The organism is Cellvibrio sp. ATLC23, from assembly GCF_057196725.1.
On the sequence record NZ_JBXUOS010000002.1, the window covers coordinates 170,560 to 185,421 of the forward strand.

At 47.1% G+C, this 14,862-nt stretch carries 15 protein-coding genes; 4 read left to right on the top strand and 11 right to left on the bottom strand.

Going from position 1 to position 14,862, the window contains the following annotated elements:
• Positions 1 to 59: 59 nt before the first annotated feature.
• Positions 60 to 1,652 (bottom strand): ATP-dependent RNA helicase RhlB, encoded by a 1,593-nt coding sequence (gene rhlB, locus AC2CG4_RS03770; protein ID WP_484484999.1) that lies wholly within the window; start codon positions 1,650 to 1,652, stop codon positions 60 to 62.
• Between the two features lie 339 nt (positions 1,653 to 1,991).
• On the opposite strand from rhlB, the gene AC2CG4_RS03775 reads away from it, so the two are divergent.
• On the top strand, positions 1,992 to 2,699 hold the full coding sequence (locus tag AC2CG4_RS03775) for a type 1 glutamine amidotransferase (RefSeq protein ID WP_484485000.1): 708 nt from the start codon (positions 1,992 to 1,994) through the stop codon (positions 2,697 to 2,699).
• Here AC2CG4_RS03775 and AC2CG4_RS03780 read toward each other — a convergent pair.
• From AC2CG4_RS03780 to AC2CG4_RS03790, 3 genes are read right to left on the bottom strand one after another with little or no spacing between them, the layout of a single operon-like run.
• Positions 2,679 to 3,368, bottom strand: coding sequence for a VIT1/CCC1 transporter family protein (locus AC2CG4_RS03780; protein ID WP_484485001.1), 690 nt, complete (start codon positions 3,366 to 3,368; stop codon positions 2,679 to 2,681). The two genes, AC2CG4_RS03775 and AC2CG4_RS03780, sit on opposite strands and share 21 nt — an antisense overlap.
• Positions 3,369 to 3,372: 4 nt before the next feature.
• Complete coding sequence (locus AC2CG4_RS03785) at positions 3,373 to 3,927, bottom strand: cytochrome b (protein ID WP_484485002.1); 555 nt, start codon at positions 3,925 to 3,927, stop codon at positions 3,373 to 3,375.
• 39 nt (positions 3,928 to 3,966) lie between these two features.
• Complete coding sequence (locus AC2CG4_RS03790; RefSeq protein ID WP_484485003.1) at positions 3,967 to 4,455, bottom strand: DUF3465 domain-containing protein; 489 nt, start codon at positions 4,453 to 4,455, stop codon at positions 3,967 to 3,969.
• Between the two features lie 262 nt (positions 4,456 to 4,717).
• Between AC2CG4_RS03790 and AC2CG4_RS03795 the strand changes: the two genes are divergently transcribed.
• The gene (locus AC2CG4_RS03795) at positions 4,718 to 5,461 is read left to right on the top strand and encodes a hypothetical protein (RefSeq protein ID WP_484485004.1); all 744 of its coding nucleotides are present in this window, start codon (positions 4,718 to 4,720) and stop codon (positions 5,459 to 5,461) included.
• A 99-nt stretch (positions 5,462 to 5,560) separates the two neighbouring features.
• Positions 5,561 to 6,178 (top strand): TetR/AcrR family transcriptional regulator, encoded by a 618-nt coding sequence (locus AC2CG4_RS03800; protein WP_484485005.1) that lies wholly within the window; start codon positions 5,561 to 5,563, stop codon positions 6,176 to 6,178.
• A gap of 66 nt (positions 6,179 to 6,244) precedes the next feature.
• Here the strand turns inward: AC2CG4_RS03800 and AC2CG4_RS03805 are convergent, their stop codons facing one another.
• The 3 genes from AC2CG4_RS03805 to AC2CG4_RS03815 form a co-directional block, all read right to left on the bottom strand.
• The gene (locus AC2CG4_RS03805) at positions 6,245 to 6,613 is read right to left on the bottom strand and encodes an FmdB family zinc ribbon protein (protein WP_484485006.1); all 369 of its coding nucleotides are present in this window, start codon (positions 6,611 to 6,613) and stop codon (positions 6,245 to 6,247) included.
• Positions 6,614 to 6,624: 11 nt separating this feature from the next.
• Entirely contained in the window at positions 6,625 to 7,854 is a 1,230-nt protein-coding gene (fmdA, locus tag AC2CG4_RS03810; protein WP_484485007.1) for a formamidase, read from the bottom strand.
• A gap of 211 nt (positions 7,855 to 8,065) precedes the next feature.
• Entirely contained in the window at positions 8,066 to 10,387 is a 2,322-nt protein-coding gene (locus AC2CG4_RS03815; protein ID WP_484485008.1) for a discoidin domain-containing protein, read from the bottom strand.
• A 370-nt stretch (positions 10,388 to 10,757) separates the two neighbouring features.
• On the opposite strand from AC2CG4_RS03815, the gene AC2CG4_RS03820 reads away from it, so the two are divergent.
• Complete coding sequence (locus tag AC2CG4_RS03820; RefSeq protein ID WP_484485009.1) at positions 10,758 to 11,078, top strand: hypothetical protein; 321 nt, start codon at positions 10,758 to 10,760, stop codon at positions 11,076 to 11,078.
• An 84-nt stretch (positions 11,079 to 11,162) separates the two neighbouring features.
• Here the strand turns inward: AC2CG4_RS03820 and urtE are convergent, their stop codons facing one another.
• Genes urtE through urtB form a run of 4 tightly spaced genes read right to left on the bottom strand, consistent with a single transcriptional unit; the run spans position 11,163 to position 14,799 of the window.
• Positions 11,163 to 11,852, bottom strand: a complete 690-nt coding sequence (urtE, locus tag AC2CG4_RS03825; RefSeq protein ID WP_484485010.1) for an urea ABC transporter ATP-binding subunit UrtE — start codon at positions 11,850 to 11,852, stop codon at positions 11,163 to 11,165.
• A 48-nt stretch (positions 11,853 to 11,900) separates the two neighbouring features.
• Positions 11,901 to 12,650 carry an urea ABC transporter ATP-binding protein UrtD gene (urtD, locus tag AC2CG4_RS03830; RefSeq protein ID WP_484485011.1) on the bottom strand — a complete coding sequence of 250 codons (750 nt, stop codon included), beginning with the start codon at positions 12,648 to 12,650 and terminating at the stop codon, positions 11,901 to 11,903.
• A complete protein-coding gene (gene urtC, locus AC2CG4_RS03835; protein WP_484485305.1) occupies positions 12,637 to 13,827 on the bottom strand; it encodes an urea ABC transporter permease subunit UrtC in 1,191 nt (396 codons plus the stop codon). The genes urtD and urtC overlap by 14 nt, the downstream gene beginning before the upstream one ends.
• A gap of 45 nt (positions 13,828 to 13,872) precedes the next feature.
• The gene (urtB, locus tag AC2CG4_RS03840) at positions 13,873 to 14,799 is read right to left on the bottom strand and encodes an urea ABC transporter permease subunit UrtB (protein WP_484485012.1); all 927 of its coding nucleotides are present in this window, start codon (positions 14,797 to 14,799) and stop codon (positions 13,873 to 13,875) included.
• Between the last annotated feature and the right edge of the window lie 63 nt (positions 14,800 to 14,862).

Sequence of the window (14,862 nt, forward strand, 5' to 3'; positions counted from 1 at the left end):
TGGGAGCGCCCGGTGAATACCGGGCGGATCAATCAATGGTTAGCGATAAACAAGTGTGCTTAGTTGCGTGGCCTGCGGCTGCGGTTGCCACCAGGGCGATTGCCGACCGAGCGATTACTAAACCGCTCATTGGTACGTGCCCGCGGCGGTGCTGGCGGGCTGTCGGGCGGGGTCAACAACAGATATTCCGGTGGCTGCTCACACTTGATTGGTTTGCCCAACAGCTTTGCAATAGGCTCCAACAACAAGGCATCGTCTTCGCAGGCAAAACTGATCGAGGTCCCATTTTTACCGGCGCGACCGGTGCGACCAATGCGATGCACATAATCTTCCGGCTCTTCCGGCAGGGTGAAATTCACCACGTGGCTGATACCGCTGATATGAATCCCGCGCCCGGCCACATCGGTTGCCACCAGCACTTTAATATCACCGGATTTAAATGCATCCAAAGTAGACACACGTTTGTTCTGCGCAATCTCACCAGAGAGCAGCCCCGCCTTAATACCGTGGCGCTGCAGCTTTTCTTGCAGATCGCGGCACTCATCGCGGCGATTGGCAAATACAATCATGCTCTCGGCATGTTCTTGTTGAATCAGGTTGTAAAGCAGAGTGTATTTCTCTTCAGTCGAAACCAAGTACACATGTTGATCAACGCGCTCGTTAGCGACGGATTCCGGCTCTATATCGATCGTTGTCGGCTGGTATGTCCACTGCTCAACCAGAGTGCGCACTTCATCGGTAAAGGTGGCAGAGAAAAACAGGGTCTGGCGATCTTCACGCTTAGGTGTCTGGCGCACAATCTGACGCACTTGCGGAATGAAGCCCATATCGAGCATGCGGTCGGCTTCATCGATAACAAGAATTTCCAACTGATCGAGATAGACGTCTTTATTGCCACAAAAATCGAGTAGACGCCCGGGTGTGGCCACCAGAATATCGACCAGATCGTCGTGCAAATGACGCTGTTGTTTGACGTAATCCATACCGCCAACCAGTGTATGAATTTTTAAATCCGTGTATTTACACAGGCTTTTGGCATCTTCAGCAATCTGGATCACCAGCTCCCGTGTCGGTGCAATGATCAGTGCGCGCGCTTCACCGGCATAGCGTTTTTCGGTAATAGGGTTTTTGAGCAAATCATCGATGATTGCGGTTAAAAACGCCGCCGTTTTACCCGTACCGGTTTGGGCTTTGCCCACTACATCCTTACCTTGCAAAGCGTAGGGTAAAGATTGCGCCTGAATCGGCGAGCAGTATTTAAAACCGAGATCCGCAATCGCGCGCATGATCGGCAGCTCCAGATCAAAATCGTGGAAGCGGCTTTTGCCTTCGATTTGCTCTACCTCAAACTGGGCAATATCCCAAGGGCCATGATCGACCTTAACGGCTTTTCTTGGACGATGCTCAGCATGACGCGCAGGTTTGGGCGAGTGATCGCGCTTTACTGCAGGAGTTTGTTGCTCGCTTTTTTGACCTTGGCGCTGGTCGCGGGAGTTGCGATTGCCGCGATTGTTCTGGCCACTGCGCTCGCGGGGATGTTTTTTTGCGGCAGGTTTGTCACTAGCAGGCTTGGATGTTGCCTCGTTCTTTTCAGGTTTTTCCGCACCTGAACCTATCAATTTTTTAAAGAAATTTCCGATCAATCTATTCACCAAAAGTTATTGCAGCCAGAGGCTTAGGGGGGGAAGTCACGCAGACTTACCGATAAACTACTGCTTCGCGCTTATGCATCAGGGCGTTCAAATCTGGCATTAGAGGGGTTCAAACCTACCAAGGAATTCAAACCTGTGGCGAGACAGTAGAAGGAACGCGCAAACAGTCTATTAATTGCACGCATGAACTGTGCCCGAGTATACACCAATCATCAGACAATCAGCGGCTTTGACGCCAGTTGGAGGGAATTAATGGCCACCAACCCCATGGTTTTCTGCATAATCAGCACCGTTTTATCCATTTTCACCAGCGCCTATGAGCAACAGAAGGAACCCTCTATGAGAATTCACAGCTTGCAACACGTTGCCTTTGAAGATATTGGCAGCATGGCCAACGACTTTCACGCGCGCGGTTACGCGCTATCCAGCACTCACTGGTACAGAGGCGATGCAGCCCCGGCACTCGATGAGTTTGATGCATTAATCGTCATGGGCGGCCCAATGGGCATTTATGATGAAGCGCTCTACCCCTGGCTGGCCGATGAGAAAATCCTGATTAAACAGGCCATCGGCGCCGGAAAAATCGTGCTGGGAATTTGTTTGGGCGCCCAGCTAATTGCCGATGTGCTCGGCGCAAAAGTCACCCGCAACCCGCACAAAGAAATTGGCTGGCTGCCAATCACGATTGATCCCGCAGCGGCGACCCATCCTATAGCCCAAGTATTTTCCCGCTACCCGGTAGTCTTTCACTGGCACGGCGATACTTTTGCATTGCCACCCGGTGCGGTTCATCTCGCGCGCAGCGAAGGCTGTGCCAATCAGGCTTATGTGTATCAAGAGAAGGTTTACGGTTTCCAGTTCCATTTGGAAACCACACCTGAATCGGCGCGCGCGCTGATTGAACATTGCGGCGAGGATATTGATGGTTCGCGCTACACCCAAACTGCACAAGAAATTCTGGCGAGCGACGAAACATTTGCGCAGATTAATCGCGCCATGAGCGAGGTAATCGCCATTATTTTTGGATCAGAACACAACACCAAATAAATGCCCAGCGACAGAGGTTAACGCCATAGCGGCAGCCCCCCAAAAACCGACGCGGGCAGCGCCAAGCCAGAGATTGGCGCCGCCCACTTTAGCGGCAAGCCCACCTAACAACACCAGCGCAAGCAGTGAACTCGCTACAATCGCAAAGGATAAATATTGTGATGGATGCAACAACACAACCAATAACGGAATCAGCGCACCAACTGCAAAAGTGGCAGCGGAAGTAAGCGCCGCTTGCAGTGGCCGCGCGCTGTACATATCGGTGATGCCCAACTCATCCCGTGCATGAGCGCCGAGTGCATCGTGCTGCATTAATTGTTTGGCTACTTCGCGGGCGAGCTCCCGCTGTAAACCGCGCGCGACATAAATCTCTTCCAACTCGCGATGCTCGCCTGCTGCATCAGTCGCAAGCTCATGGGTTTCGCGTGCAAGGTCAGCCGCCTCGGTATCTGCCTGTGAGCGAACCGAAACATATTCGCCGGCAGCCATACTCATCGCGCCCGCCACCAGCCCCGCCACACCGGCCAACAAAACGGCAGAGGAATCAGCCTGCGCGGCGACAATGCCCATCATCAAACTAGCAGTGGAAATGATGCCATCGTTTGCGCCCAATACCGCAGCGCGCAACCAACCTGAGTGATGGGAACGATGTCCCTCGCGATGAGGCATAGTTTCAAGACTTTTTATTGGTCAGTGAAATGCGCGTTAAGGTATTGTCGCGCTTTACATAGTGGTGAAATAAACCTGCCAATACATGCAAGCCAATCAAGTAATAACCAATTTCACCAATCAGTTTGTGAATATTTTCAACCTGTTCCGCCAGCTCATCATTTTTACCGACTAAAGGCGGCAACTCCAAACCAAAAAAAGGAACGCCGTGGCCTTCAGCACTTAAAATTATCCAGCCGGCAATCGGCATAAAAATCATAAAAACATAGAGCGCGATATGCATGATTTTGGCGAGCAGGTTTTCAATCGAACGCGGCGCAGGAACAATTGCAGGCGTAGGGCTGGATAAACGCACACCAAGGCGAATCACTACCAGCAACAACACGGCAATCCCCAGCATAAAATGCAATGCCTTAACCAAGTCCCGCGGATCACTGCCGCGCGGAAATAAGCTGCGCATTTCAATGGTGGCAAACACCGCAATCAACAGCACAAACATAAACCAGTGCAAACCAATAATAATCGGGCTATAGCGGCTAACAGTACTGGGGTTATTCATCATTGTTCCTCGGTAAATTTCTTATTGTGTTAAAACTATTTATTTATAGATACGGCCTTCATATTTCAGCCAACCACCGGGATGCTGTCCCCGTGGATCATGATGAGTCCAGTGGATGACACCACCCTTCTGATTCCATTCGTACTCACCATAAAACTCCAAACGTTCGCCCTCGCGCAGATTCTCTACACGCGGCGCCAAATCAATATTATGAGCAATCAATAAAGTGTGACCAGAATCCAGCTCCAATAGAAATTTTTGGTGGCGACTCCCCTCGTTGTCATCCGGCAAAATGCGCAGCACCCTGCCCTCTCCGCCAAGCTGAACATTGGACCGCCCATTGCGAAATGCTTCCGCAATTAATACATCCGCCCCAGCAGCACTACCGCCCTCTGCCGTCAGCTGCAACTGTGCTTGTGCAGCATCCGATTCCAGCAATTGCTGTGTATTAACGCTATTGAGCACGCCCAGACCAAGGGCAAAAATCAACAGCGCCAACAGCGGCTTCATTTTACTGCGAGGTTTCATGGTCACTCCTCCATAATATGTAAGAGCCCTGCAGCATAACCCAGTCTGCCACGAGTGTTAACGCCCAGCACAACACAGCTTACTCACCCAAACTTAAAGCTGGATTAATTGAGCTTTCCATGCCCAATCCAAACTCCACACTTTTTCACAAAAGTTAAATTGACAGACCACTTGGTCTGTTATCTAATGACGACCGACCAATTGGTCGGTTTACGATTTAAAACACCAGGCACTACAAGATCGCTCAAGGAGCAAAACCTTAATGAAAGAGAGATTCAAATCGTTACTTTCGCAGATGCCATCACTCCAGAATTTTCCAAGCCTTGAGTTACGCTCGCCCTATCACAAAGCCGACTTCCAGCCATTTTCGCTGGAGTTGATGAGTTATACCAGCCAGATCAGAACAATAGCCTTCAGTTTTTTTATAATTGGCATATTGGCAATCAGTAGCACATTGAGTTTTGAGGCCTGGCAGTTCGACTCAGCAATTGCGCACGAAAACGCCCTGCTCGAACTAGCACAAGGTGGCTTTTTGCTTTTGGCGGCCTTAGTTCAAGGTTGGCGCGCGTTTAAAGACCATGACACCGGCCTAAGGCGCGATATTCGCATAGGCTTGGCATTGTTCGCCCTAGCGCTTTTCTTGCGCGAAGTGGATATAGATAAACTAGGCAGCAGTGTCGTGTGGGATATACTGGAAAAAACATTGCGTGTAATTGCCGTATTAATGATTCTAGGTTTTACTTGGCATATGTCGCGCAGGATCAAATTGGTTGTGCGCAACTTAGGCAGCATTTTGTTATCGCCCACCGTTATGCTGACCATACTGGGCTGCATTTTCTATGCCTGTGGCTGGCCGTTTGACCGGGAGTTTTTCAGTATTGATAAGGACTTATCCCAATGGTTTGAGGAAACCTTCGAGCTAAATGCATGTCTGCTAATATTCTGTGCAAGTTTAATAGCCAATATCAAAAGCAATGTGGTAAAAATTCAAGCGCCGTCATTTTAACGGCGCTGTGTTTTAATGAGACTGTTTTTACTAAAGTGTTTCACTGGGATGTCATGAAACTCGACAACAATAAAATAATTACATACCCAAGAGACAATTATGACCACTGAACGTAACGCCGAACAAACACGCACCCGCATACTGGAAGCCGCACGGGAAGAGATTTTCCAAAACGGTTATCAAGGTATGCGTATTGACTCCATACTGCAAAAGACCAATCTAGCCAAAGGCGCTCTTTATCATTATTTTCCCAATAAATTGGCCTTGGGTTATGCAGTGGTCGACGAAGTTTTGATGGGGCAGTTTCAAAGTGTGTGGGAAGAGCTGTTTCTGGAATCCAAAGATCCGCTGACCACTCTGCAAAAAATGTTTTTACGAAAAGCTGAATCTTTTCAAAATGCCGTCGCCTTTAATGGCTGCCCGCTGAATAATCTGAATCAGGAAATGGCTGCAATCGATGCCGGTTTTCACCAGCGTTTGGAAAAGGTATTTGAAGGCGTACACATGACCATAGTGCATTCGCTTGCACAAGGGCAAGTCGATGGCATAGTCAGAAAAGATATAGATCCGGCAAAAATTTCGATGTTTATTTTTAGCAGCTATCAAGGCATTATGGGCGCAGCTAAATGCATGCAGGCACCGGAATTGCTGGGCGATTTATTTGGCACGCTGAACGACTATATTGACACCTTGCGTGCACCGGCACAAAAACATTAGAAAATCCCATTTATTAAAAAAGGGCTTCACAGGAAGCCCTTTTTTATTGCACAAACCCAGATCAACTCAATGGCTAATCATCCACGGTCGCATTGATGGAAACATTTTGTTGCCGCCAGCGGTATACATTAAATTCGATTTCCGAATCGGTTTGTCGCCACACCCACAACCCTTGCCGTGTTTATGCTCGCGATGCGCTTGTTGTTCAGCGCGATACTCCGGTGTGGAAAACACCGGGGCATGCATGGCTGTTTCATTGCGCGCATGCGCTGCACGATTTTCTTTTTTCATATCCAGAAATTCTGGCGCAACCATAATGACGCGCGGGCTTAATTTTGCACAGTTAGGGCAGGCAGCCGGTTTGCTCGAATCATCCATAGAGGCCAATTCATAAAACAAACCATGATCTGCGCACTTGTAGTCGTAAACGGGCATAGTTATTACTCCTATTTATCCTTCGACAAAGGTACATCCATTCCCGGCGATACTTTTTTGGAGGGGCCTTCTGCCGATGGATTGATATCGAAATCAAAAATATCCGTGGGCAACCAGAGCGTCGCGCAGGCATTTGGTATATCTACCACACCCGAAATATGCCCCTGCACCGGCGCACAACCGAGAATGGAATAGGCTTGGGCTTTTGAGTAACCAAATTTGGTCATGTAGTTAATCGCATTCAAACACGCCTGGCGATAAGCGACATGCACATCCAGATAATGTTGCTCGCCATATTCATCAACAGAGATACCCTCAAAGATTAAGTAGTCGTCATATTTCGGTGCAATTGGGCTCGGCTTGAAGATCGGATTTTTAATTGCGTATTTCGCCATGCCGTCTTTAATTAAACTCACCCGCAAATGAATCCAACCGGCCATTTCAATCGCACCACAAAAAGTGATCTCGCCATCGCCCTGACTAAAATGCAAATCACCGACGGATAAGCCGCCGCCTTTTACATAAACCGGAAAATAAATTTTAGAGCCGCGCGATAAATCTTTAATATCGCAGTTACCGCCATGCTCACGCGGCGGAACGGTGCGCGCGCCTTCTGCAGCGGCAATTTTTGCAGCATCGGGAGCCATCTTGCCCATATGAGCTGTATCGGCATAAGGCAGTGTCGCGAGAGCAGGAATACGCTCAGGTTCAGTGTCGTAAAGCTCTTTTTCGCGTTTATTCCACTCCAGCAACATTTCTTTGGAAGGCAAACAACCAATCAAACCCGGGTGCACCAAACCAGCAAATTCCACATTCGGAATATGGCGGGATTTAGTGAACATGCCGTTGATATCCCAGATCGATTTTTGCGCTTCCGGAAAATGTTCCGTTAAAAAACCACCGCCATTTTGTTTGGAGAAAAAGCCGTTAAAGCCCCAGAGACTTTCTTGAAAGGCGCCAATATCAAGAATATCGACCACCAATAAATCGCCCGGCTCTGCACCTTCAACACCCACAGGGCCGGACAGAAAATGCACTTGCGATAAATCTACATCGCGCACGTCATCGGCACAGTCGTCATTTTTAATTTGGCCGCCAGTCCAGTCGTAACATTCAATAATAAAATCTTCGCCAGGCTTCACGGTTTTCACCATGGGAATATCCGGATGCCAGCGGTTGTGAATCATTTCATTTTCATAGGGCGATTTAGTTAAATCTATTTTGATAATCGTTTCAGCCATGGTACTGACTCCTGCTGTGGTTGGACAAATTGTCACGGAACAGGCTCAGTATCTGGTGCGCACCGATGATTCACCATACGACAAATAGCGCGCAGAGCTACGTCATTTAACGTATGGAAAAATAGATAGCGCTTTCTCTACGCGAAAAAAAACCGATCCCTCGCGGAATCGGTTTTTACATGCAAAGCATAACGCCTTACTGATTAATCGATTAAGGAGCGTTACGACCTACATTACTTGCGGTCAGCGCAGCGGGCTTGGAAACAGCAGGTTTACTGCTCAATACCAATACTTGCGAAGCGCTCAAACTTCCACCACTTACTGCAGTTGCAGATCCGGTGGCATACGCCTGATTGTTAGACCAAAGGTTAGTGGATTTATCGGCAACGTTGTTGAACAAAATGCCGCTGCTTGATATCACCGTATTCCCAGTTACAGAAATATTGTATGGCATGTTTTTGTAGACATCACCACCAAGATGAATGCCACCGCCTAGGCTATCAACAATAGTATTGTTGTAAACCGCGATATTGCTAGAGGTTTCATGGCTATCGCCACCGGAGCTGTCTTGCGTATCACCCGAGTCGATCAAAATCGGACGACGCCAGCTAAGCCCCGTCAAACCTTCCATATAGTTGTTGTAGATCTCGTGACCAGCACCATACACACGAATACCGCCGGTTTCATAGTTGTCATTGGTTACTGTAGCACCAGTACCTTCACCGTAGAAATAGTTGCCATAAGCCTTGTTGTTTGAACCTAAACGGAATGACAGAGAACCCATAGAGTTTTTGAAGGTGTTGTACCGGAATACGTTGTTCGATGTTTTCACCGTAATAATTTCGTTCTCACCATCACAATTTTCAAACAAGTTATATTCAACTACGTTATTGGTCACTACGTCTTGTGAGTTGGCAATTCCCATCGCAATTACTTCACGATCAGAATCACCAGCAGGCACACCATTTACAAGAAATGGCACTATATTTTTAAAGTGATTGCGATAAATGTGCACATGCTTGCTCATCAGCGGATCATCAAATTGTGTTTTGATGTAACTGCCAGTCACTTTGGTGCCGCTTACATCACCAATATTTTTATCGCGAAATTCGTTGTAACCAATAGAGATGTAGTCACTTGCTTGCGATAGCACAATCGCCGTCTGGCTATTGGTCACATTTTTATGATCAAACAAGTTACGCAAAATTTGTACATTGGTGGAGTTAACAATCTTCAAGTAGGTACTTTGTGTGCTAGGACCAAACACAAATCCCTGCAAGATAATGTTATTCACATTAGTGAGCGCCGCATTGGTCAGCGTAGTGCCGCCAATTGACGCTGCGCGAATCAATACCGGGGAGCTAAAGCTAATATCTTTAATGCTGATTGAACCAGAACCGGTAACAATAATTTGATCACCTGCTCCAGCAGTCGCCAATACGCTGCTCAAGTTGCTTGGCGTTGCATTTAAAGTTTTGCCACTGGACACCCAAGAAGATGCACTGCTGCTTGCCACAGATGAAGCAACACTTGATTTAACTGAAGAACTGCTAACAACAGATGATGCCAAACTCGACTTCACTGAAGAGCTGCTTACAACCGAAGAGGTCACACTCGATTTCACCGAAGAACTGCTTAAGCTGGATGAGGACGCGACGATTGGGTTAACGCTCATTTCAGTCACAGAATTCCAACTGTTTGCGCTGTTGCCATAACCGAGGAAGCGCACGTAACGTGCATTGCTTGATGTAACCGCAAAGGTTTCCAACCCAGTGGTTGAACCAGAAGCGGTAGCGCCAGATAACACAGTCGTCCAGGAAGAGCCGTTGGTGCTCACTTGAATATCAAACAACGCTGAACGCTGATCGCCTTTAAAAAAAGCAAGATTCACACTGCTAAATTGTTTCGTCGCACCTAAATCAAGTTGCAACCAAGCACCACTGCCATTAGCAGACCAGCGAGTATTCAAATCATTATCTAATACATTAGCCGCTACATTGCCATCATCGGCACTGGCCGACGCTGTAACAGGAGCAGCAGAAGCAGCTGAACTACTGCTCACCGGAACGGCGGCAGTATTTACATCCACTTCGGTAATACTATTCCAGGTATTGGATGTGTTTCCGTAGCCAACAATTCTTACGTAACGGCCAATAGAATCCACAACATCAAAATTTTGTTGTGCACTAGAGCTAGAAGGCTGAGCGCCGTAAAAAACACTTTGCCAACTGCTGCCATCGGCAGAGGTTTGAATATCAATAGTTGATGAGCGCTCATTACCTTTATAAAACGCGACATCCAGTGATTTAACAAACAGCGTAGAACCCAAGTCATATTGAATCCACTGACCATTGCCATTGGCTGACCAACGGGTATTTAAATCGTTATCGAGAGTATTTGCTGGGAGATTGCCGTCGGAATCACTGGCAGTAACAGTGATGGCTAATGCTTCAGCACCGATAAGCATTGCCGACATAGCAGATAGACAAAATAGTCCGCGTTTGCCCACACGAGTAAAATTTTTAATCAACATAGAGACGGTCCTAATTATTAACGTTATTAGATAGGGATTATTGGTATTACCAATCAGACGAATGGCGCAGGAGAATTTCAGCATAAAATCTGTATGACAATCGATACTTTTAGCGATTTTTCATACCTTGTCACAAATACACAAGCAAATAGGTATTACCAATATCAAACAAAAATGGAATAGCGCGCCAATTAATACTGACCAATTATAACAACTCTAATAATTGGCCTTACACCGAAATTCTGGTGCAAATCGATTGTGCAAAAACTATGACGCTGGTCATGCCGTTAGAACCAACACCATAAGCTTGCGTCTTATGGATAACTGTTTGCATCCATCAACCAAGACCAGCAAGTAAAAGAGGTAACCAATGAAAACATTAATTAAAGCGGCGCAATGCTTAGGAATAGTTGGCGTTTTGTTTCATTCATTTGCACTGCCAGTTTATGCAGCGGAGCAACAACGTCCATCGCGTGATGAGCGACATGCAGGGCCATCGCAACAAGCCCTGCTCGCCTGCAAAGGCTTAAGCGCAAATGACGCTTGTACATTTGCGGGGCGCAATGATGAATTAATCAACGGCGTATGCAGCACACCACCACGCCAAACCGACGACGCGACACTTGCTTGCAAACCCGAAAACATGCCTGAACCGCGCGATAGAAAACCGCCGGAAGATCGCCAGGATTAATCCGCAATAAAAAAGCCAGCGATCGCCCGAGACATAGCGAAAGCTGGCTAAAGTTAAACTGTTTATGTAAACGAAATTAAAAATTTACACCGATAAATAAGACGCTACCTTGGCTTCATTAATCGTCGCGCGCAATTCTTCATGCACAATTTCACCTTTTTCAATCACCAAAATCCGGTCGGCAATATCCAGCGCAAAACTCAACACTTGTTCCGATACTACAATCGATAAGCCGCGCTGATCGCGAATCATTTTTAGAGTGCGGCCTATTTCGCGAATGATGGACGGCTGTATGCCTTCAGTGGGTTCATCGAGAAATAACATTTTCGGATCGCTCGCCAAGGCGCGCGCAATCGCCAACTGTTGTTGCTGCCCGCCCGATAAATTGCCACCGCGCCGATTGCGCATTTCCAGCAATACCGGAAACATATCGTAAAGCTCTTTGGGTACACTGCGGCGCTTGGTGGTAGTTAAACCAGTTTCAATATTTTCTTTCACCGTCATGCTGGAAAAAATCATTCGCCCCTGCGGCACAAAACCAAAACCACCCGCCACGCGCTGGTGGCTTTTCATATGGCTGACTTCCGTCCCCTCCAATTTAACACTGCCGCCCGAGCTGGGAATTACGCCCATTAAGGATTTCATCAGGGTCGTTTTACCCATGCCATTGCGCCCCATAACGGCGACAATTTCACGCGGTTTTATTTCAAAATTTAATCCGTGTAACACTTCACTCTGGCCATAACTGACGCGGTAATCTGATACAGACAACATAACTTTTTCTCCGGCTGTTACTCGTACTATTAGGGGTGTAAAACCCTGTTAATGGCCAAGGTAAACTTCAATCACTTTCGGATCATTTTTGACTTTATCCACTGAGCCTTCGGCGAGAATTTTTCCTTGATGTAACACGGTCACTTTGTCGGCGATTTGCGCTACAAATTGCATATCATGTTCGATTACGATCACCGAGCGATCTTTGATAATGCTGCGCAGCAATTCTGCAGTTTGTTGCCGCTCGCCTACGGACATGCCCGCCACCGGCTCATCAAGCATCAGCAGATCAGGGTCTTGCATCAGCAACATGCCAATCTCCAGCCACTGTTTTTGCCCGTGACTGAGCAGTTCCGCTTGTTTATCCAACTGATCGCCAAGAAAAATCATATCGGCAACTTCATGAACCTTATTGATCACCTCTTCATCGCGCTTGAATACCAAGGCACCAAATACTGAGCGACCGCGCGGAAATGAAATTTCCAAATTTTCAAACACACTTAAATCGCCATAAATGGATGGGGTTTGAAACTTGCGCCCGACACCTGCTTTTACTATGTCGTGCTCTTTCATTTTGGTGAGTTCTTTATTGCGAAACTTGATTGAGCCTTCGGTGGCTTTGGTGCGGCCGCAAATTAAATCCAGCACCGTAGTTTTACCGGCACCATTGGGGCCGATAATCACGCGGATCTCATTTTCATCCACATAAAAACTCAAATCATTCACTGCTTTAAAACCATCAAATGAAACGGTGAGACCTTCCACCGCCAATACAAAGTCTGTATTACTGGGGCTCATGGAGTGCTCCTTGTGGCAGCGAGGTTGATTCGGTTTTGGTTAGTGTTTTAGTTGCAGGTGTAGAGGGTGGAGCAGAAGTATCCATGGGTTTTTTACCAAATAATTTAGCAAAAAATGCGTCCACTTTAGGCGCGGCATAGGTGTTGTACAAACCCGCCAAACCATTGGGGAATGCCATTACCACCGCGATAAATAATCCGCCCATCGCAAACAACCAGAGTTCCGGAAAACTTTCCGAGAAAGACGTTTTAGCAAAGTTCACCACCAAGGCACCGTACACTGCGCCGATGATAGATAAACGCCCGCCCACTGCGCAGAAAATTACCATTTCAATTGAGGGCACAATGCCAACCAACGTGGGCGACATAAAACCCACTTGCAACGTGAACATCGCACCGCCAATCGCCGCGAAGATGGCACCAATACAGAACACAAATATTTTAAAGTTGGAAACGTCATAACCCGAAAAGCGCACGCGATCTTCTTTATCGCGCATTGCCACCAGCAAACGGCCCAATTTACTTTTGCGAATAAATTGTGCGATAAGCAAACATACAAACAACATAAATACACACAAAAAGTAAAAAATGTATTTGGCGTTGTCGGTGCGAATATCCCAGCCGTGCAGTGTGCGCAAATCTGTCATGCCATTTACACCACCGGTATACCCCTGCTGACCGATAATTAAAATAGTCAGGATCGCCGCAATCGCCTGGGTAATAATCGCAAAATAAACCCCACCCACACGCCGTTTAAACATAGCCACACCCACTATGTAGGCAATAATCGTGGGCACAATAATGAGCGCGACCAAGGTGAAGGTGAAGCTGTAAAAGGGCTGCCAGAAAAAAGGTAATTCGGTGATTTGATTCCAATCCATAAAATCAGGAATGCCGGGGGTAGATTGAATTTTAGTGCTTTCAGGATCAGACGCTTCCAGCTTGAGAAACATCGCCATGATGTAACCACCCAAACCAAAAAACACGCCCTGCCCCAAACTTAAAATTCCACCGTACCCCCAACACAACACCAAACCCACCGCGACAAACGCATAGGTTAAATATTTACCGACCAAATTGAGGCGAAAAATATCCAGCGAAAGTGGCAGTACCACAACGAGAATTAACGCGAGCACCAAAAATCCGTACAACTCTTTTTTGGGTAGGAGCGATGCCATACCCGCTTTTGATTTCAGCAAAAGGGACATAATCAGTGACTCCTCTTAACGGCGCACTTTGAGCGTGAACAAACCTTGCGGACGCAACATCAGAATCAACACCACAAACAACAGCGTTAATACTTTTGACATAGAACCACTCATAAAAAATTCCATCGTCGATTGCGCTTGCGAAATACTAAATGCCGACGCGATAGTGCCGATCAAACTCGATGCACCACCAAACACAACAACCAAAAATGTATCCACAATATAAAGTTGGCCAGAGGTAGGGCCAGTCGAACCAATCATGGTAAACGCACTACCCGCAACACCGGCAATGCCGCAGCCCAAAGCAAATGTCACGCGATCTACCTTGCCGGTATTAATCCCAACCGCACCGGCCATAGGACGATTTTGCACTACAGCGCGAACTTGTATTCCCCAGCGCGAGCGATACATTAACAATGCAACCGCGAGTGAAATACCCAGCGCAAGGCACATCACAAATAATCCATTAATCGGTAATTCAATCGTTTCAGTAAGTTGATAGGAACCCATCAACCAATCCGGTAATGTCACACCCACTTCACGCGGACCAAACACAGTGCGATAGGTTTGTTGCAAAATTAAACTTAAGCCCCAGGTTGCTAATAAGGTATCCAACGGCCGGTGATAAAGATGCCGGATCATCGCCCATTCAACGAATGCGCCTAATGCGCCAGCCACAAGGAACGCGAGAATCATGGCGAGAATAAAATAGAGACTAAATAAATCAGGAAGGTAAGTAGAAAACACATTAGATGTTAAATAAGTAACATAGGCACCGAGAATCATAAATTCGCCGTGCGCCATATTGATCACGCCCATCTGGCCAAAAATAATAGCCAGCCCCAAGGCCATAAGCACAAATACCGAAAACAAAATCAATCCCGCTACACCTTGCATGGCAAAGATTGATAATAGTTCCGAGCTACTGTATTCAGCGAACATAGCTGCACCTCATCTCGACGACAAAAATTTAGCTACCAGCCAAATGGCTGGTAGCTTTTCAAC